This is a genomic window from Leisingera caerulea DSM 24564, from assembly GCF_000473325.1.
Lineage (GTDB): Bacteria > Pseudomonadota > Alphaproteobacteria > Rhodobacterales > Rhodobacteraceae > Leisingera > Leisingera caerulea.
Map to the genome: position 1 here is coordinate 50,657 of NZ_AXBI01000011.1, position 19,650 is coordinate 70,306.

General features: G+C 67.6%; 15 protein-coding genes. 5 read left to right on the top strand and 10 right to left on the bottom strand.

Annotated features, from left to right (window positions below):
* Positions 1-43: 43 nt before the first annotated feature.
* Positions 44-1,198, bottom strand: a complete 1,155-nt coding sequence (locus CAER_RS0101670; RefSeq protein WP_027233772.1) for a thiolase domain-containing protein — start codon at positions 1,196-1,198, stop codon at positions 44-46.
* A gap of 76 nt (positions 1,199-1,274) precedes the next feature.
* On the opposite strand from CAER_RS0101670, the gene CAER_RS0101675 reads away from it, so the two are divergent.
* Positions 1,275-1,823 carry a PAS and helix-turn-helix domain-containing protein gene (locus CAER_RS0101675; RefSeq protein ID WP_027233773.1) on the top strand — a complete coding sequence of 183 codons (549 nt, stop codon included), beginning with the start codon at positions 1,275-1,277 and terminating at the stop codon, positions 1,821-1,823.
* Between the two features lie 162 nt (positions 1,824-1,985).
* Here the strand turns inward: CAER_RS0101675 and CAER_RS0101680 are convergent, their stop codons facing one another.
* A complete protein-coding gene (locus tag CAER_RS0101680) occupies positions 1,986-2,609 on the bottom strand; it encodes a hypothetical protein (RefSeq protein ID WP_027233774.1) in 624 nt (207 codons plus the stop codon).
* A gap of 206 nt (positions 2,610-2,815) precedes the next feature.
* Between CAER_RS0101680 and CAER_RS0101685 the strand changes: the two genes are divergently transcribed.
* Genes CAER_RS0101685 through CAER_RS0101695 form a run of 3 tightly spaced genes read left to right on the top strand, consistent with a single transcriptional unit; the run spans position 2,816 to position 7,632 of the window.
* Positions 2,816-3,811, top strand: coding sequence for an HlyD family secretion protein (locus CAER_RS0101685; RefSeq protein ID WP_027233775.1), 996 nt, complete (start codon positions 2,816-2,818; stop codon positions 3,809-3,811).
* Entirely contained in the window at positions 3,808-6,507 is a 2,700-nt protein-coding gene (gene rbbA, locus CAER_RS0101690) for a ribosome-associated ATPase/putative transporter RbbA (RefSeq protein WP_027233776.1), read from the top strand. The genes CAER_RS0101685 and rbbA overlap by 4 nt, the downstream gene beginning before the upstream one ends.
* A complete protein-coding gene (locus CAER_RS0101695; RefSeq protein WP_027233777.1) occupies positions 6,508-7,632 on the top strand; it encodes an ABC transporter permease in 1,125 nt (374 codons plus the stop codon).
* Here CAER_RS0101695 and CAER_RS0101700 read toward each other — a convergent pair.
* The 6 genes from CAER_RS0101700 to CAER_RS0101725 all read right to left on the bottom strand — a co-directional run bounded on the left by CAER_RS0101700 (position 7,629) and on the right by CAER_RS0101725 (position 15,063).
* Entirely contained in the window at positions 7,629-8,036 is a 408-nt protein-coding gene (locus CAER_RS0101700; protein WP_027233778.1) for a universal stress protein, read from the bottom strand. The genes CAER_RS0101695 and CAER_RS0101700 overlap by 4 nt on opposite strands.
* A 112-nt stretch (positions 8,037-8,148) precedes the next feature.
* Positions 8,149-9,675: a bifunctional aminoglycoside phosphotransferase/ATP-binding protein gene (locus CAER_RS27215; protein WP_036796751.1), complete on the bottom strand. Its 1,527-nt coding sequence runs from the start codon at positions 9,673-9,675 to the stop codon at positions 8,149-8,151.
* A 99-nt stretch (positions 9,676-9,774) separates the two neighbouring features.
* Positions 9,775-10,620: a universal stress protein gene (locus CAER_RS0101710; RefSeq protein ID WP_027233779.1), complete on the bottom strand. Its 846-nt coding sequence runs from the start codon at positions 10,618-10,620 to the stop codon at positions 9,775-9,777.
* A gap of 126 nt (positions 10,621-10,746) precedes the next feature.
* Positions 10,747-13,371: a cation-translocating P-type ATPase gene (locus tag CAER_RS27220; RefSeq protein WP_036796753.1), complete on the bottom strand. Its 2,625-nt coding sequence runs from the start codon at positions 13,369-13,371 to the stop codon at positions 10,747-10,749.
* Positions 13,372-13,501: 130 nt separating this feature from the next.
* Positions 13,502-14,812, bottom strand: a complete 1,311-nt coding sequence (locus tag CAER_RS0101720; protein ID WP_027233780.1) for a type II toxin-antitoxin system HipA family toxin — start codon at positions 14,810-14,812, stop codon at positions 13,502-13,504.
* On the bottom strand, positions 14,812-15,063 hold the full coding sequence (locus tag CAER_RS0101725; RefSeq protein WP_027233781.1) for a helix-turn-helix domain-containing protein: 252 nt from the start codon (positions 15,061-15,063) through the stop codon (positions 14,812-14,814). Before CAER_RS0101725 ends, CAER_RS0101720 begins: the two co-directional genes overlap by 1 nt.
* A 214-nt stretch (positions 15,064-15,277) precedes the next feature.
* On the opposite strand from CAER_RS0101725, the gene CAER_RS0101730 reads away from it, so the two are divergent.
* The gene (locus tag CAER_RS0101730; protein WP_036796755.1) at positions 15,278-16,939 is read left to right on the top strand and encodes a mechanosensitive ion channel family protein; all 1,662 of its coding nucleotides are present in this window, start codon (positions 15,278-15,280) and stop codon (positions 16,937-16,939) included.
* Here CAER_RS0101730 and CAER_RS0101735 read toward each other — a convergent pair.
* Together CAER_RS0101735 and CAER_RS0101740 are read right to left on the bottom strand one after the other, a co-directional pair.
* On the bottom strand, positions 16,936-18,414 hold the full coding sequence (locus CAER_RS0101735) for a UdgX family uracil-DNA binding protein (protein WP_027233783.1): 1,479 nt from the start codon (positions 18,412-18,414) through the stop codon (positions 16,936-16,938). The genes CAER_RS0101730 and CAER_RS0101735 overlap by 4 nt on opposite strands.
* Positions 18,414-19,649 carry a putative DNA modification/repair radical SAM protein gene (locus tag CAER_RS0101740; protein WP_027233784.1) on the bottom strand — a complete coding sequence of 412 codons (1,236 nt, stop codon included), beginning with the start codon at positions 19,647-19,649 and terminating at the stop codon, positions 18,414-18,416. Before CAER_RS0101740 ends, CAER_RS0101735 begins: the two co-directional genes overlap by 1 nt.
* Between the last annotated feature and the right edge of the window lies 1 nt (position 19,650).

Sequence of the window (19,650 nt, forward strand, 5' to 3'; positions counted from 1 at the left end):
GTTGCTGCGCGGCGCGCAATTCGGTGCAGCCGCTCTGCGGGGGTCATGAACAAGCCTCCAGAATGGAGCAGTAATTGGCAACGCCCGATCCGCCCATGTTGAAAACACCCGCCAGGCCGGCGCCCGGTTTCTGCAGCGGCCCGGCCTGTCCGGTGACCTGCTGCGCGGCCAGCACATGCATGGACACACCGGTGGCGCCGACCGGGTGGCCCTTGGCCTTCAGCCCGCCCGACAGGTTCACAGGCAGGCTGCCGCCGGCCATCACGGTGCCCTCTGCCACCGCGCGGGCCCCCTGGCCGGCCGGGGCCAGGCCCATCGCCTCATAGATCATCAGTTCGGCAATGGTGAAACAGTCATGCACCTCGGCCAGGTCGAGGTCATTCACCCCGATGCCGGCCTGGTCATAGGCCATTTCAAACGCACGCGCCGCACCTGCAAGGCGGGTCATGTCCCGCCGCGACATGGGCAGGAAATCATTGACCTGGCAGGCGGCGCGGAACCCCGCCGCGCATTCAAAGCCGCCGCGGTCTCCGGCCACCATCACCAGCGCGGCGGCGCCGTCCGAAATAAGCGAGCAATCCGTCAGCCGCAGCGGCGCGGCAATCACCGGGTTCTTGTCGCTGGGCGTGTTGCAGAACTCAAAGCTCACGTCCCGGCGCATCTGCGCCAGCGGATTGGCCTGCGCGTTTGCATGGTTCTTGACGGCGATCCGGGCCAGCGTTTCGGACTGGCCGCCATAGGCCTGGAAATAACCGCTGGCGATCCGGGCAAAGATCTGCGGAAAGCTGACCCCGGCCTCCTCGGTCTGATACGAGGCGCCGGCCAGCGCCTCGGTCACCCCTTTGGTGTCAAGCGAGGTCATCTTCTCCGCGCCGATCACCAGCACAGTCCGGGCCGATCCTGCCCGGATCGCATCGCGCGCCGCATAGACCGCCGCCGAGCCCGAAGCACAGGCGTTTTCCACCCGGGTTGCAGGGGTGAACCGCAGGCGGTCATCCAGGCCCAGCACAAGCGACGACGCAAAGGCGTCCGGCACCATGCCGCTGTTGAAATGCCCCAGCCAGATGCCGTCAATCTCTGCCGGGTCGACACAGGCCATCTCAATCGCTTCCGCGGCGGCGGCCTGAATCAGCTCCTCGAAACTCTGATCCAGCGCACCGAATTGCGTGTGGCCCCAGCCGACTATTTTCGCGTCCATATCTGTCTCCCTTGACGTGCAGGCAGGCTAATTGTGTAACGATGGCCCCGCGATCCGTGTAATTACGTAATTTCCCATGAATGCCGACCTTGAAACCCTTGCCTTCGATCATGCCCCTATCGGCCTGGTTTACGCCGAAAACCGTTTGATCCGCCGCTGCAACCCCCGGTTTGCGCGCATGTTCGGCTACCGGGCGGAGGAACTCGCAGGGCGGTCTCTTTCCGTGCTGTACCCGTCGATGGAGGAATACCGGCGCATTGGCGACCTGGGCCTGCGCAAGATGCAGGGCACCGGCCAGTACGAAGATGAGCGCATCATGTGCCGCCGGGGCGGTGCGCATTTCTGGTGCCGGGTGCGGGGGCAGTCGCTTGACGCGGACAAGCCTTTTGCCCGGTCGGTATGGAGTTTTGCCGATATTTCCGAGCAGCGCCCGGTCACAGAGATGACAGCGCGGGAGCGGCAGGTGGCCAAAATGATGGCCGAAGGGCTCACCAGCAAGGAGATCGCGCGCGGGCTCGGCATCTCGCCGCGGACGGTCGAAGCGCACCGCGCCCGGCTATTGGATAAATTCGGCGCCCGGAACTCGCTGGAACTGATCGCGCGCATAACCGGGGTGCCGATTTAGAGTGCTTTGACTTCCGCGCCTGCGCGGCCTGGGCTCCGGCTTCCGGCCGGTGCCGCCCCGCAATCCAAGCGCAACCGCGATCGCATCCGCGGACGCGCTGTGCAAGGGCGGCCGCCGGCACGTTTTTTTGCGGCGCGCGGGCAGCCCAGGGGGCGTTCAGGCTCAGGCAGAAACTGGAACAAGTTCGGCGGCAAGCTCCAGCACAAGGCCGCTGACCGCCTGCCGGGCCTGTTCCTGCGATTTCTTGCCGCGCAGCTGGCGGCCAAGCGCGGAGCCGCGGGCAGAGGCTTCCTGTGCCAGCAGCAGCAATGCAATTTCCCGCAGCTGATGCATCGCCAGATCCGCCTCATCCTGCCCCAGCAGCTCTTCAAGCTTTGCCGGGGCTGTGCATCCGGCCAGCAGGTGCTTCAGGGCTGCTCCGTGCTTTGACGCCTCGGCCTGGGCAATGCAGATGTCCGTCATGCCCGCCATTTCGGATTGGAAGACCTCAACCGGCACAAAAGCGGTCTGCCGGGAGTAGCCAGCCTGCCGCTCGACATGAAGTTCCCGCTGTGCCGGGTCATAGGACACAACCAGACCCTCAATCGACACATCCGACGCCACCAGCTGCCCGAAGCGCTTGCGCAGGCTGAGCGCTTCGGCAAAGAGCACCAGCTGCAAAAGGCCGGCCTGCGGCAGATCGCAGGAAAGGCGCTGGATACCGCTGCGGCCGGCGTGCTTGTAGTTGAGCGCGAGCCTGGCACCGCCGTCCTGCCGCGCCTCCATCGAGAATATCTTTGCAGGCATGGCGCGCGTTATATGGAAGGCTGCGGGACCTTCAAGCGGCGTCCGGCTCGGCCTGCAGCGCTAAGCGGCCAGGCGCCTAAGGCCAGGCGGCGCAGGCGCAGCGGCGGCCGCTGTGTCTGACCGGCGCCGGGTTGATGCAGAGCAAGGCATCCCGCCGCAGATCCGATTACGCTTGGCAGGTATTGTAGATGACCGGGCGCGTGGCCATGCAAAAGAAAACAGGCGCAATATTTGCCGCTGCGGCCGTGCTGCTAGTGGCCGCCGCAATGTACCTGTTCGTTTCCGAGGACGGCACGGAGCTGCCGGAGGGCTTGGTTCAGGGTAACGGCCGGATCGAGGCCGAACAGGTGGAGATCGCCCCCGCAAGGGCCGGCCGGGTGGCGCAGGTTCTGGCGGCGGAGGGCAGCCTGGTTGCGGCGGGCGATGTTCTGGTGGTGATGGACACTGACGAGCTGTCGGCGGCGCATGACCGGGCCCAGGCCGAAGCCGCGCTGGCGCGCCAGACCAAGGCCGAGGCAGAGGCGCTGGTTGTCCAGCGCCAGAGCGAGCACCGCCGCGCCGAGCATGAGCTGGAGCGCGCCACCGCGCTTCTGGCCGGGCACAACATCTCCGAAACCGTCTTTGAGGAGCGCGACACCGCCCATCAGGTTGCAGAGGCGGTGCTGGGCGCTGCGCAGGCGCGGGTTGCCACCGCCGACGCCGGGATCGCGGCGGCAGAGGCCGAGGTGCGCCGGATCGCCGCGCAGATCGAGGACAGCACCCTGACCGCGCCGATGCCGGGCCGGGTTCTGTACCGGCTGGCAGAACCGGGCGAGGTGGTGGGCGCCGGCGGGCCGATCCTGACGCTGCTCAGCCTTGAGAACATCTATATGGAGGTGTTCCTGCCCGCCCGCGAGGCCGGTCTCCTGCCGATCGGCGCCGAGGCCCGCATCGTGCTGGACGCGCTGCCCGATTACGCCATTCCCGCAACCGTCACCTTTGTCTCGCCAGAGGCCCAGTTCACCCCCAAGCAGGTCGAGACCCTCAGCGAGCGCGAGCAGCTGGTGTTCCGCGTCCGGGTCCGCATCCCCGAAGACCTGGTGGCGGCGCGGATCGAGCATGTGAAGACCGGCCTGCGCGGGGTGGCAGTGATCCGGCTGGACCCGGACCAGGCCTGGCCCGAAGCGCTGGATCGCCGCATCCCGCCTGAGCTGTTCGAATGACCGCCGCGGCAGGAGGCCCTCCCGGCATCCGCATCGCGGAGGTGAGCCACCGCTACCGCAAGCATACCGCCCTGGACGCGGTCACGCTGGATCTGCCGCCGGGCCGGCTGGTGGGGTTCATCGGTCCCGACGGGGTCGGCAAGTCCACCCTTCTGGGCCTGATCACCGGCGCCAAGAAACTGCAGGCCGGGTCGATTGACGTGCTGGGCGGCCCGATCGGCAACGCCGCCCACCGGCGCCGGGTCTGCTCCGCCATTGCCTTCATGCCGCAGGGGCTGGGCCGCAACCTCTATCCGGAACTGTCAGTGCGCGAGAACCTGGAGTTTTTCTCGCGCCTCTTCGGCCAGGGGCAGGAAGAGCGCGAGATCCGCATTGCCGCGCTGCTCACCGCCACCGGGCTGGCGCCTTTTGCGGACCGGCTGATGGGCCGGCTGTCGGGCGGCATGAAACAGAAGCTGGGCCTGTGCTGCGCCCTGATCCATGACCCCGAACTGCTGGTGCTGGATGAGCCGACCACCGGGGTCGATCCGCTGTCGCGCCGCCAGTTCTGGGCGCTGGTCAGCGCCATCCGCAACCAAAGCCCCGGCCTCTCGGTACTGGTCTCGACCGCCTACATGGAGGAGGCGCAGAGTTTCGACTGGATTGTCGCCATGGACGCCGGGCGGGTGCTGTTCCAAGGCCCCCCGGAAGACTTGAGAGGCACCGCGCCCGATCTTGAAACCGCCTACCGGCAGCTGCGCGCGCAGGGCGAACCGCTGGACATCCAGGTCGCGGCGCCCGATCACCGGATCAGCACCGAACCGGTCATCACCGCCCGCGGGCTGACCCGGCGCTTCGGCGATTTCGTTGCGGTCGACAGCGTCGATTTCACCATCGGCCGGGGCGAGATCTTCGGCTTTCTGGGCTCCAACGGCTGCGGCAAGTCGACCACCATGAAGATGCTGACCGGCCTTTTGCCGATCAGCTCCGGCGCGGCGCAGCTGTTCGGCAAGCCGGTCGATGCCCGCAACCGCGCGCTGCGCCGCGAGATCGGCTATATGAGTCAGGCGTTTTCTCTTTATGGCGAGTTGAGCGTGCAGCAGAACCTGCAGCTTCACGCCCGCATTTTCGGGATCAAAGACCGCGAGGCCCGGGTCGCGGAACTGACCCGGCGCTTTGGCCTTGCGGCGCACAGCACCACCCTGGCCGCCGCCCTGCCCCTTGGCATCAAGCAGCGGCTGTCGCTGGCGGTTGCGGTGATCCACCGCCCGCGGGTGCTGATCCTGGACGAGCCGACCTCCGGCGTCGATCCGGAGGCGCGCGACATGTTCTGGGCGCTGCTGGTCGAGCTGTCGCGCACCGAGGGGGTGACGATATTCGTCTCCACCCATTTCATGGGCGAGGCCGAACGCTGCGACCGGGTGTCCTTCATGCACGCGGGCAAGGTTCTGGCCGAGGGCACCCCCGAAGAGCTGATGGCCGCCGAAGCGGCTGACAGCCTGGAGGAGGCGTTCATCTCCATCCTCAAGGCCGCGGACCCCCCTGCCCCGGTCGCCGCGCCGGAGACCGGCGTGCAGGCCGCCCGCGCCAGCACGGGCGGCGGCCTCGGGCGCGCCCTGGCCTATGCCCGGCGCGAAACGGTGGAGGTGCTGCGCGACCATGTGCGCCTGGCCTTTGCCTTCCTCGGCTCGGTGATCCTGATGCTGGTGTTCTGCTTCGGCATCTCGCTGGACATCGACGAGCTGGACTACGCCGCGCTCGACCTGTCGCAAAGCCCCGAAAGCCGCGCCTATCTGGCGGAAATCTCCGGCTCCCGCTACTTCCGCCCCACCCCGCCCCTGGCCAGCGCCGCCGAGGGCCGCAGCCGGCTGGTCTCGGGCGAGGTGTCGCTGGTGGTTGAGCTGCCGCCCGATTTCGGGCGCAAGCTGCGCGCAAATGAACCGGCAGAGGTGCTGGCCATTGTCGATGGCGCCATCCCGTTCAAGGGCGAAACGGTCGAGGGCTATGCCGCCGGGCTGCATCAGACATTTTTAAGCGCCCAGGCTGCCGCCAGCGGCACCCGCCAGCCCGAAATCGCCCGGATAGAGCCGCGGTTCCGCTATAACCAAAGCTTCGAAAGCATCGCCGCCATGGCGCCTGCGATGCCCGCAATCCTGCTGATCATGCTGCCCGCGGTGCTGATGGCGGTCAGCGTCGCGCGGGAAAAGGAACTGGGCTCGGTCACCAATTTTTACGTGACGCCAACCACCCGGCTGGAATTCCTGATCGGCAAGCAGATCCCCTATATCGTGATCGCCTATCTGAACTTCCTGCTGCTGACGGCGATGACCATCGCGGTCTTCGGGGTGCCGCTCAAGGGCGACCCGCTGCCCCTGGCCCTTGGCGCGCTGCTCTATGTCTGGGCCGCCACCTCCTACGGGCTGCTGATCGCCACCATGACCTCCAGCCAGGTGGCGGCAACCTTTGCAACCACTATCGCGTCGGTGGTGCCGACAATCCAGTTCTCCGGCCTGCTGCAGCCGGTCTCAACGCTGGAGGGCGGCGCCCAGACCATCGGCTCGCTGTGGCCGTCGTCCTATTTCCTGCACCTGAACGTGGGCGCCTTCACCAAGGGGCTGGGCTGGGAGGCGCTGCTGCCCGACATCCTGGCGCTGGCCTGCTTCGGCCCGGTGTTCACCCTGCTGGCCGCGCTGTCGCTGCGCGCGCAGGAGAAATAGATGCGGCGGCTGTCCCGCATATTCTGGCTCGGCCTCAAGGAGATGATGAGCCTGCGCCGCGACTGGGTGATGATGGCGCTGCTGGTCTGGTCCTTCACGCTGTCGCCGGTGATGGAGGCAACAGGCGTGGCAACCTCAGTGAACAACGCCTCGATCGCCTTTGCCGACGAGGACAACTCGCCCCTGTCCCGCAAACTGGCCGAAGCGTTCTTTCCGCCGGAATTTCAGCCGGTGGTTCAGGTCGCCCCCGGCACCGGCGCCGCGCGGATGGACGCGGGCGATTTTCTGTTTGTGGTGGCGGTGCCGCCCGGCTTCGAAAAGGATCTGCGCGCCGCCCGCGTGCCGGAAATCCAGGTGCTGGTTGATGCCACCGCGATGGAGCAGGCAGGCATCGGCGTGCAGTACATCACCAGCATCCTCAGCACCGAGATCCGCCGCTTTGCCATCGGTGCCGACCTGGCAGAGCCGCAGGCCCTGGGCATCATCATCCGCAGTGCCTTCAACCCCAACCGCGACACCGTGCGCTTTGCCGGCATCAACGCGCTGATCGGCCAGATCATGTGGCTGACCACGATCCTGACCGGCGCCGCGATGATCCGCGAACGCGAGCACGGCACCATTGAGCACCTGCTGGCGATGCCGCTGTCGCCCTTTGACATTGCAGCGGCCAAGATCTGGGCCAACGCCACGGTGGTGCTGGCCGGGGCAGCGCTGTCGCTGGCCTTTGTGATGCAGGGGGTCCTGGGCATCCGCATCGCCGGGTCCACGATGCTGTTCCTCTGCGGCACGGCGCTGTTTCTGTTCACCGCCACCGCGCTGGGGGTGTTCCTGGCAACCGTGGCGCGCTCGATGGCGCAGTTTGCGCTGTTGGTGATGCTGACCATTCTGCCGATGCTGATGCTGTCGGGCGGCGAAACCCCGGTGGAGAGCCAGCCCGTCTGGCTGCAGGCCATCACCACTTTCCTGCCCTCGCGCCACTACATGGCCGCCAGCCAGGCCATCGTCTTCAAGGGCGCAGGCTTTGAAACCGTCTGGCCGGAGTTCCTGTGGATGGCGCTGCTGGGCGCCGCGCTGCTGGCCACCAGCCTGCTGCTGTTCCGCCGCTCGGTGGCGCACGACAGCTAGCGGATCACAACCACGGTGCAGGCGGCGTGGCGCACAACCCGCGCCGCCGTCGATCCCAGGAAATAGTCCTGCAGCCCGGGCCGGTGCGACGCGATGACGATGCAATCGGCGCCCTGCTGATCGGCATAATCGGTAATCGCGCGACCGGCATGGCCGGTGACAACCACAGCCTTGACGTCTTTCACCCCGCCCAGATCGGCCTTGAGCGACGCCAGCATTTCGTCATGGGTATGCTCCAGCAGACCTTCCGGCAGCTGCTGAACCACATATCCGGGAATGGCTTCGGCCACGGTGAGCGCGGTGATCTTGCCGCCGCTGTCTGCCAGCAGCCGGGCGGCCTCCATTGCAGCGGCAGTGTTGGAGCCGTGATCCGGTGCGATGGGCACAAGCACATTCTTGTACATCATGTTCCTCCTCAGGTGGTTGCACAACGTTACGCCCGCGGCGTCCGGCCTGCATTGATTGAGGTTATCCGGCTCAGCGTAGTGCCTCTCGCCGCACAGCAGCCGGTCCGGATCACGCCGGGAACAGGGTGTCCTGCACCAGCCCGGCCACCTGTCCGGCCTCGCCGCCGCAGGCGATCCGGGTCCAGCCGGCCGGGTCCGCGCTGCGCTTCAGCTGCGCGTGCAGCACATCCGCATCCGCATCCGAGGCATCGCCGGTGCGGGCGGCGATCCGCTGCTCCAGCACGGCCGGATCAGCATGCAGCCAGATGCCATCAAAGGGCACCCCCAGCCGCGCCGCCAGCGCCAGCGCCTGTTTCCGGTAACCCGCCTCCAGAAAAGTCGCATCAACGATAACGCTGTGGCCGGCGCGCAGGGCCTGCTCTGCCAGATCCAGCAGCCGGGCGTAGACTTTTGCGGTGACGTCCGGGCCATAGCCTTCGGCCGGCAGCCGGTCCAGCGGGGCGGCGCCGAACAGCGCCTTGCGCTCCACATCGCTGCGCAGGTGCACCGCGCCGGGCGCGGGCCGCAGCAGCGGCGCGACGCGCGCCGCAACCGTGGTTTTGCCGGTGCCCGACAGCCCGCCAACCGCCACCAGCCGCGGCGGCGCGGCGGCAAGGCAGTCCGCCGCCAGATCCAGATAGCTGCGGGCGTCCCCGGCAGCCTCTTCGGAGCCGCTGCCGGCCATCCCCTGCACCGTGACCATCGCCCGGATCGCGGCCCGCAGCGCCATGAACAGCGGCAGCGCAGCCAGCCCGCCATAGTCCCCCGCCGCCTGCAAATAGCTGTTCAGCGCCGCATTCGCCTGCGCTGCCGCGCCCCGGTGCAGCAGATCCATCAGCAAAAAGCCAAAGTCATAAAACACGTCGCAGGTGCCCAGCCGCTCATCGAACTCCAGCGCGTCAAAGGGCACCGGCCTGCCGTTGATCAGCACAAGGTTTCTCAGATGCAGATCCCCGTGGCACCTGCGCACATAGCCCGCGGCTGAGCGCTCCGTGAGACGCGGCGCGGCCTGCGCAAAGACCTGATCGGCTCTGTCCAGAAACGCCGCCACCCTGCCGCGGCCCAGCACCGGCTCCATGGCGTCAAAAGCCTCCCGCAGCTCATCTATGATCTCCCGGATCAGCACGGCACCGTCGGCACCCCGCCTCTCCGCATCCGCATGATAGGCGGCCACCGCGCTGCCAAGCCGGCCTGCCAATTCAACGGACAGCCCGCCGGCATCGGCGATACGGCTCAGCTCCGCCTCCCGCGGGAACCGGTGCATCCGCAGAACGTACTCGACCGGAGCCCCCGCGCCGTCCAGCGCCAGCCCCCCTGAGGCGTCGCGGGTCACCGCAACCACCCGGTCATAGATTTCGGGGGCTGCCGGGGCATTGAGGGCAAGCTCGCGCTCCAGAACAGCCTTGCGCGAGTCAAGCGATGAAAAGTCCAGATAGCTGTAGCGCACTGCCCGCTTGATCTTGAACGCCAGGCCGCCGGTCAGGAACACATGGGCGGAGTGCGTCGTGACCACTTCAACGGGCCCGTCAGACCCATAGGCTGACGGGCTGCTCAGAAAGGCCACCGCTTCGGCCTGCTGGGTTTCTCCCGGATGCATTGGCTTACCCCCGTGGCAGATTAGCAGCGCCGCCGCCCTGCCGCCTTGAGCAAGGTCAAGCGGCGGCGGTCCGGACTTGGCAAAGGCGGCACTGCCGGATCAATGGGCAAACAGAACCGGCAGTTCTGTCTGTTCGATCATCGTTCTGGTGGTGCCGCCGAACACCGCCTCGCGCAGGCGGGAATGGCCATAGGCGCCCATGACCACCAGATCCGCCCCGGCTTCCCGCGCACGGTCCTGGATGGCGCGGCCGACATCATGCCCGCCGCTGAGGAATTGCGAGACGGTCACAGTGCAGCCGTGGTGGCTGAGCCATGCCGCGGCATCCGTGCCGGGGTCCTCGCCGTCCCGCTCGTCTGTCAGATCCGGGTCAAAGCACCCGATGACAACCTCCTGCGCGCGGCGCATCCAGGGCAGCGCCGCATGGGCCGCGCGGGAGGCGGCCAGGCTGCTGTTCCACGCCAGGAAGATGCGGCTGTAGCTTGCAAACGGCGCGCTGTTCAAGATCACCGGAACCGGCGACTGGAACAGCAGGCCGTGCAGCGCCTCCCGGAAGACCCCGTCTTTTTCCCTGACCCCCCCGGCGAACCCGGCAATGTCGCAGGACATGGCGCGGCGCGCGCACAGCAGCCGGATTTCGGCACCCGCAGACACCGCATACTGAACGTCGCCGGAACAGCCGCTCTGTGCCAGCAGCCCGTTAATTCCGGCGGCCCGGGTTTCTATCGCCGATTTCGACTCCGCGAACCGGTCAACCCAGTCCGCCGGCATCGCCGCCGAGCCAAAGGCGGTTGCGCCGGACATGAAGTAGGGCCGGGCAGGCAAAGTCTCCAGCAGCAGGCAGGCCAGATAGGCGTCCTGTTTCCGGGCGGCCTCGGCTGCGGCGGTGACCGCCGCATCGCTGGTGTCTCTGCTGAGCACGATAAGAGAGGTTTTGCGTTGCATGGCGGGCCTCCGGCAAATGGATCGCGGCAGGCGGGCATGCACACCGCGCCAGTCAGTAGATCAGGTCTGCACGCGGATGCCATGATCCCGATCAATCAGGCCCCCGATCATTCAGGCCCCGATCATTCACGCCTGTGCGACGGCCCGCCCCTGCTGGCGGCGGCTGGCGAAATAGCGCAGCGTCTTCAGGATCTCGGGCACCAGCAGGATGGGCAGCACCAGCAGGCCGATCAGCATCCACTGGTCGCCTTGCAGCGGCACCGTGTGCAGCAGCGCCTGCAGCGGCGGCCAGTATACCGCCGCCACCTGCGCCCCGATGGTCACCGTTAGGGCGGCCAGCAGGAACGGGTTGGTGAAAAAGCCGATCCGCCAGCACGGCAGATGCAGCGAGCGGAAGGCAAATACGCTGGCTTTTTCAAAAATGACCATGGCGGTAAAGGCGGCGGTGCGGGCCAGATCCTCGTTGCCATCCAACAGATGCAGAAACAGCCACAGGCTGGCGAGCCCGGTATAAAGCCCCAGCGCCAGAATGGTCAGCAGGCCGGCTTTCCCCACAATCGGCGTGTCTTTCCTGCGCGGGGGATGCTCCATCTGGTCCGGCTCGCCCTTCTCCAGCCCCAGCGCCACCGCCGTCACCCCGTCGGTGACCAGGTTCATCCACAGAATCTGGGTCGCCAGGAAGATCAGCGGCCCGCCGATCAGGATGTTGATCAGCAGCGCAATGACTTCACCGGCGTTCGAGGACAGCAGGTAGCGCACGAACTTGCGCACATTGCCGAACTGCCGCCGCCCCTCGCCGATGGCCCGCACGATGGTGGCGAAATTGTCGTCCAGCAGCACCAGGTCAGAGGCATCCTTGGCCACATCGGTCCCCCGCACCCCCATTGAAACACCAATGTCGGCCTTCTTGAGCGCTGGCGCGTCATTCACGCCGTCGCCGGTCATCGCCACAATCTGATGCTGTGCCTGCAGCGCCGAGACGATCCGCATCTTGTGGGCGGGCCGGGTGCGGGCAAACAGCACCTCCCCCTGCAAAAGCTGGCTCAATCCGGCGTCTTCCAGCGCTTCCAGCTCATCGCCGGTGACCGTCCTTGCAGGCGGCAGGCCCAGCTGGCCGGCAATCGCCTGCGCGGTCAGCGGGCTGTCGCCGGTGATCATGATCACCCGGATCCCGGCGGAGCGGGCCGCGTCGATCGCAGGCCGCACCTCGGGCCGCGGCGGGTCGATCAGCCCGGCCAGCCCCAGGAAGGCCAGATCCTCTTCGGCAATAACCTCCCCCCGGGCCGCGCCTGCGGCCAGGCCAATCACCCGCAGCCCCTCCCCTGCCATCGCCTCATAGGCGGCAGTGATGGCATCGGCCTCCCCGGCGCCCAGGCTGCGCGGGCCGTCCTGCGTCATCACCTGGCTGCAAATCCGCAGCACCTGCTCCGGCGCGCCCTTGGTCAGGACCTTGGCCCCGCCACCGCGGCTGCGCACCAGCACGCTCATCCGCTTGCGTTCGCTGCTGAAGGGGATTTCCGCCAGCACGCTGTCCGGCGGCGGCAGATCCGCCCAGCCCTTGTAGCCCAGGGTGACCAGCGCGCCCTCGGTGGGGGCACCGGTCATCTCCCAGTGATCGCCTTCGCGGTGCAGGCTGGCGTGGGTGCAGGTCAGCCCGGCCTCCAGAATGGCGGCCAGCACAGCGTCCTCCTTGGCACCGGTGACCGCGCCGTCATAGGCGATATGGCCGGCCGGGTCATAGCCGGTGCCCGTGACCTGATAGACACGGTCCAAGGTCCAGACCTGCGTCACCGTCATCTTGTTTTCCGTCAGCGTGCCGGTCTTGTCGGTGCAGATCACCGACGCCGCCCCCAGCGTTTCCACCGCCTGCAGGCGGCGGGCCAGCGCCTGCTGGCGCACCATCGCCGCCGCCCCCAGCGCCAGGGTGATGGTGACCACCGCGGGCAGCCCCTCGGGCACCATCGCCACCGACAGCGACAGGCCGGTCATGAACATCTCGGCCACGTCGCGCCCCATATACAGCCCAAGCGCCAGAATGGCGCTGGCAATCGCCAAGGCGGCAAATCCCAGCTGCCGGGCCAGGCGGCCCAGCTGCACCTGCAGGTTGGTTTTCTTCAGGCCCACCGAACCCGTCAGCGAGGCGATCTTGCCGAACGAGGTCTGCGCGCCGGTGGCGGTCACCTCCGCCAGCGCCCGCCCGGCGGCCACCACGGTGCCGGCGTGAACCTCGGCAGCTTCCGCGCCGGGGGCCTTGTCGATGGGAACGGATTCGCCGGTCAGGGCGCTTTCATCCACCCGCAGCCCGGCGGCCTCCTGCACGATTGCATCGGCCGGGATCCGGGCGCCGGCCTCCAGAATGACAAGATCGCCGGGCACCAGTTCCCGCGCCGCAATCAGCCGCTCGCGCCCGTCGCGCAGCACCAAGGCCTGCGGCGACAGCATGCTGCGCAGGCTCTCCAGCGCGGTTTCCGCCCGCCATTCCTGCACGAACCCCAGCACCCCGTTCAGCGCAATCACCAGCCCGATCGCCAGCGTGTCGGCATATTCGCCCAGGGTAAAAGCGATGATCCCGGCCACGATCAGGATCACCACCAGGAAATTGCTGAACTGGCGCAGGAACACCCGCAGCGGCCCGGCCCGCTTGGCCCTCGGCAGCTCGTTCCAGCCGTATGTGCGGCGGGCGGCCTCTGCCTCCTGCTGTGTCAGCCCGGTCAGTGCCAGGCCGCTGCCTTGCTGTTCGGTGTCTGCCATGCGTTCCGCCCTCTGGCCCCCGTCAACGGCAGCCGATTTCAGGCACCCCTGTCAACCACCGGTTTCACGCTACAGAACCTGCCGCGTCTTTGGCCATGCGGCGTTTGATGCCCGCCCCGCGGGCAGCCCGTCAAACCGCGCTCAGCAGCCGCGGCAGACGCTGGTCAAACCCGCGCTTCACCGCCGCCGCCAGGGTTTCGGGGAAGCCCTCCGGCATCTCCGCCAGCGCCGCGGCAAAGGCCGCCTCCCCCTGCGCACCGATCTGGCGGAAGATCTGCCCGATCTGCGCGCGCGAAAAGCCCGCCGCCAGCCCGGTCTCCGCAAAATGCCGCCCGGCGATGTCCGAGACCCGGTAATGCCGGTTCTTGCCCGCCCGCATCGCCAGCTTCATGTCCTTGGCCTGCAGCTGCCCGGCCTCCAGCGACGGCTGCACCGTCAGCACATCGTAAAGCGGCGTCAGGGTAAACCGCCCGCCCGGCATCAGCGCAATGCTGAAGTTCTTGGCATGGCCGTCCGTCGCGCCGATCAGCCAGAACAGGACCGCTGCCTTGAAGAAATTTGCACGGTCGCGCAGCGGCTCGTCGCTGCCTTGCAGCAGGGCGCAGATATCGGCGATGCCGGGGCCGCCCTCGTTCTGGTACTTGCGCGCCGGCGGCACCGACAGCGCCTGGCAGCAGTCCTCCTGCGGCAGCCGCAGCAGCCGCCCGTCGCGCGTCCGCAGCCGGTCGAAGCGCTCGATTACCAGCGCCTTGGTGCCCGCAAACTCCGCAACCTCCGTCCGTGCAACCGGCAGGCCGAACCCCGCCATCAGCCGCAGGCAGAAATGCTCGTTCTCGATGCTGTCTGTCAGGTCCATGCCATTGGGCAAAGTGCCGATCGCCGGCTTCAGAATATGCGTGGTCGGCGTTGTGCCGGCCGGTTCGATCCATTGGCCGTCCTGATACAGCAGCGCGGTCTTCTCCTGCGCGCCCGCGACCGAAATCCGGAAATCCCGCTCCCGCCGGATGCCCAGCGGCGTCCGCCCCAGATCGCTCAGCAGCGCGGCAATCTCCCCGTCGGTCAGCGGCTCGCCCGTCAGGGTGCCGCTGTCCTGCGGCAGCTCGCCTTCGGGCAAAAACTGCAGCGCCCCCACGCAGTCGCGCCCGATCCGCGCCAGCAGGCTGTAGGCGTCCAGCCCGTCCGCGCCGACCCGTTCGGCCACCCGGCGGCGGATGCCGTCATCGTCGGGCAGCAGGTTGTCGAACACCGCAATCACCGGCGGTCCCGCATAGCGGTCCGGACGCAGCGGCAAGGACCGCGACACCGGCAGCGCGTTCTCCCACGCCAGCCACTCCGGCGCATAGACAAAGCCAAACGCCCCGTCCGGCGCGCGGTAAAACTGCCCCGTCCGGCGGCCGTTCATGTAAACATCCAGCGGCGTATAGGTGCGCTTGCGCCCCATCAGAAGATATCCTCCAGATCGCCGGGCCGCATCTTGCTGCGCGGCGCGACGCGCAGTTCCAGGTCAAGCGCCGCCAGCAGGTCAAACACCGTCTCCAGCTTGGCACCGCTGCTGCTGGTCTCGATGTTGGACACCGTGCGCTGCCAGACGCCCGCGCGCGCCGCCAGCTCGCCCTGGGTCAGCCCCTGCGCCTTGCGCGCATTGCGCAGAACGGTGCCGATATCCTTGGGAGTGCGGGCAATCTGATCCATGAGGAGGCTCCTTTCCCGGAGAATATGATCAATGGATCATATTCCGTCAATATGCGCTGGGGATCATAAACCATAAATATACTGCTAAGATCATAAATCGCACTTATTATCTATAGATCATAACGGGCGGCAGCACGCGCCGCCAGCATCCGCCCCGCAGCGCGCGCCTGAACCAGCAGCGGAACCAAACAGCTGGCTGCTGCGTTGACCTGCCATGATAAAAACGCTGCTGCGGTTCCTGGTTCCCCTGCTTCTGATCGCTGCGCCGCTGGCGGCGCAGGAAAAAAGCGGCTGCGACAGCAGCCGCTGGTATTGCGTCTCCGGCCTGAACACGGGCCTGCCGCAGCCCTCCACGCTGATCAACCGCGAAACCCCCCGCGCCACCATCGAAAGCCTGATTGCCGCCGCCCGCGAAGACGCCTGGACCGAGGCCGCGCATCTGCTCGATCTGTCCGGCATTCCCGAAGTGCAGCAGCTCGCCGCAGGCACCGGGCTGGCGCGGCAGCTGGAAACCGTGGTCAGCCGCAAGACGGTGATCGACTGGGATATCATCCTCGACCGGCCCGACGCGCTGGACGCGCGCGCCTCCTCCGACCGGGCCATGGCCGGGGAGCCGCGCAAGTCGCTGCTGCTGTGGACGCTGGAGCTGGACAACCGCCCCGTGGCAATCCGGCTGAACCGGATCAAGCCGGAAGACGGCGCCGCTGTCTGGGTGTTCTCCCGCCAGACTGTCGGCAACATCCCGGCCCTGTTCGCCCGCTTCGGGCCGGGCCGGTTTGAAAAGATGCTGCCGGACGCGCTCAAGGAAAATGCCGCCTTCGGCTTTAAATGGTGGGAGGTTCTTGGCCTGCCGCTGCTGCTTGCGCTTTCGGCTGGCGCCGGCTGGCTGGTGTGGAAGGGCATGGGCTGGGCCGCCCGCAAGGCCTCGCATCAGGTTGTCACCGACACACTGCTGTCGATCCGCGGCCCCGCCAGCATCGGCAGCGCGACGCTGGTGGCGCTGGCAATCGGCTCCTATGCCTTTGTGTTTTCCGGCCAGATCAGCACCGTTCTGCCGCCGCTGGCCTGGCTGGGGCTGGCCGGCTCAGGCTTGTGGCTCGCCATCAACAGTGTCGAGGCGGTTCTGGACCGGCTCACCTCCTTCGATGAAACCGACCTGACCCAGCGCCAGGAGGATCACAAGCGCACGATGGCCACCCGGCTCGCCGCCGCCCGCCGCGCCTTTGTGGTGGCTGCGGTGCTGATCGGCGGCGGTATTTTCCTGAGCCAAAGCAACATCTTCCAGAACCTCGGCTTTACCATTCTGGGCACCGCCGGTGCCCTGACCCTGATCCTGGGCTTCGCCGCCCGCCGGGTGCTGGGCAATATCATCGCCTCGCTGCAGATCGCGCTCAACCAGTCCGCCAAGATCGGCGACCGGATCGTCTATAACGACTACCTCTGCCACGTGGAGCGCATCAATTTCACCTACGTGCAGCTGCGCGACTGGGACGGCACCCGCCTCATCGTTCCGGTGGAGGAGTTCATCTCCACCCCGTTTGAGAACTGGACGATGAAAGAGCCGAAGATGCTGCGCATCATCAAGCTGAAATGCGCCCACAATGCCGATGTGGACGCGCTGCGCGAAGCGTTCGACGACATCGTCGGCAAGCTGGACAAGGAAGAGCTGGGCGATCCCGATGACGCCAAGGTGCGGGTAGCCGGGCAGGATGTGTTCGGCAAGGACGTCTGGTTCGCCCTGCCCTGCGCCGACCCGAACACCTCCTGGGATGTCGCCTGCAAGGCCCGCGAGATGATCATTGCGGCCGGCAACCGGATTGCCGAAGAGCGCAATATCGACATCTTCCCCGAGGTCCGCCCGGCCGAGGCCGCCTAAGCCGCCCCCTGCCCCGCCTCCCCTGCCTGAGCTGCCGGAAGCGCCAGCCCGGCACGATCCCGTGCCGCCGCCAGGTCGCTGCGCAGCAGTTCGCGCAGCCGGGCCTGGGCGGCAGGGTCCGGCGTGCGCAGGATATGCGCCGGATGCAGCGTCAGCAGCACCGGCACCCCCTGGCGGCTGGTTTCCACCGTGCCGCGCCGCGCCATCAGCTGCTCGCCGCGGCCGGTCAGCGCCAGCGCCGCCGTGGCGCCCATCGCCACGATCAGCCGCGGCTTCACCAGCTTAACTTCGGCATCGAGCCACCACCGGCACCGCTGCACCTCGCCTGCGTCCGGGCGCTGATGCAGGCGGCGGCGGCCCTGGGGGCGGAACTTGAAATGCTTCACCGCATTGGTCAGATACACCGCCTCCCGCGCCACACCGGCTTCGGCGGCAACCGCGTCCAGCAGTTGCCCGGCGGGACCGACAAAGGGCCGCCCGGTCAGATCCTCGCGGTCGCCCGGCTGCTCCCCCACCAGCATCAGCGCCGCATCCTGCGGGCCCTCGCCCGGCACCGCCTGGGTCGCTGCGCCATGCAGCGGGCAGCGGGTGCAGCCCGCCAGCGCCGCCGCCAGACCGTCCTGCGGCCCGGCCCAATGCTCCGCCGCCGCCTGCTCTGCTGCGGCCTGCACCCGTGCGGTGCGGGCGGACGGCAAAGTCGGCGCCGCCTCCGCCATTGCCCGCGCCCGGGCCGGCGCGGTGGCGATCAATTCCGGTATCGCCGCCGTCTCAGGCATGTTGCGCCAGTACTTCTTCGGCATTTCCGACTGCATCGCCTTCACCTTCAGCCGCGCCGGGTTGAAGATGTTGCGGAAATACGTCAGCCACAGCCCCTCGCTCGCATCCTCCGGCAGGCCGGGCTTGGGCGCGCCCGGCTCAAACCGCAGCACGCCGCCCTCGAACACCGCACAGACATCCGGCGTCAGGATGCGCCAGTCCATATCCCCGAACCGGCGGGCAAAGAACGGCGCCGTCGGCTCAACCGTGCGGTGCTCCGGCTCGAACCAGGCGGCAAAGCTGCGCCGCGCCGCCTCCGGGCTGCCGGTCTCGCGGAACCGGACAAAGGCCTTCATCTTATGCTGGCAGCGGTGCACTGCCTTTTCCATCCGCCGCAGATGCGCCAGCTGCGCATCGCCCCGGTCGCTCATCAGCTGCGGCGCGTCCCTCAGCCGCCACAGAAACGCATAAAGCCGGTCAAACCGCGCCGGATCCGAATGCCAGGCGACACTTTCGGCCAGGCTCACGAAACTCCGCGGCACCGCCACCGGGCGCGCCGGCGCGGGCGGCGCTGCAGCCGTGTCAAACAGCCCGGCCTCCGCTTGCGCGCCGCAATGCCAGCGCAAATCCTCCGGCGGCACCCCGGCACTCAGGTAACCGCGCGCGGCGTCCCGCCAGGCGGCCGCGGTGCCGATGGAGGGCAGGCTCACCACCTGCATCAGAACAGGCTCAGCTGCTGGGGCGGCGGCGCAAAGCGCGCCCGCAGATCCGCCGTGTCCGCCAGCGCCCCCGGCGTCCAGCCAACCGCGGTGATGAAGGGGCGCGCCTTCTTCAGCAGCGCCCCCATCCGCTGCAGGTCTTCATAGCGCAGGGCGCGGTGCCGCCGGGTGCTGAGGATCCGGTTCACGGTCCGCACCCCGAACCCCGGCACCCGCAGCAGCTCCTCGCGGCTGGCCCGGTTCACATCCAGCGGAAACAGCCCGCGGTGCGCCAGCGCCCAGGCCAGCTTGGGGTCGATCTCCAGATCCAGATTGCCGTCCGGCGCCGCACTGGTGATCTCCTCCACCCCGAACCCGTAGAACCGCAGCAGCCAGTCCGCCTGATACAGCCGGTGCTCCCGCACCAAGGGCGGGCTGACCAGCGGCAGCCGGGCCGAGGCATCGGGGATCGGCGAAAACGCCGAGTAATAGACCCTGCGCAGACCGTAACTGCCATAAAGCCGGGTGGACTGCCCCAGGATCACCGCATCGCTGGAGCCATCGGCCCCCACAATCACCTGCGTTGACTGCCCGGCAGGCGCAAACCGCGGCGGCCGCTTGCCGGTATGGCTGCGGTCCTTGGCGGCCTCGCCGCGCAGCCGCACATCGGCCATCGCCTTGCGGATCTGCTCCGGCTTCTTCTCCGGCGCGTGCTGGCGCACCGAGGCATCGGTCGGCAGCTCCACATTGATCGACAGCCGGTCCGCCAGCCGCCCGGCCTCGGCAATCAGCTCCGGCGCCGCGTCGGGGATCGTCTTCAGATGGATATAGCCGCGGAAATTCTCCTCCTCCCGCAGCTTGCGGGCGATCTGCACCATGTCCGACATTGTCGCATCGGGCGAGCGGATGATGCCCGAGGACAGAAACAGCCCCTCGATATAATTGCGCCGGTAGAACTCCACCGTCAGCTTGACCACCTCATCCGGCGTGAACCGCGCCCGCGGCACGTTCGACGACACCCGGTTGATGCAATAGGCGCAGTCATAGATGCAGAAATTGGTCATCAGGATCTTCAGCAGGCTGATGCAGCGCCCGTCCGGCGCATAGGCATGGCAGATCCCCGCGCCGGTGTTCGACCCCAGCCCCTTGCCATCGCGCGAGTCGCGCTTGCTGGACCCGGAGGAGGCGCAGGAGGCGTCGTATTTGGCCGCATCGCTCAGAATCGCGAGCTTGTCTTGAACACTCATCTTGGACATA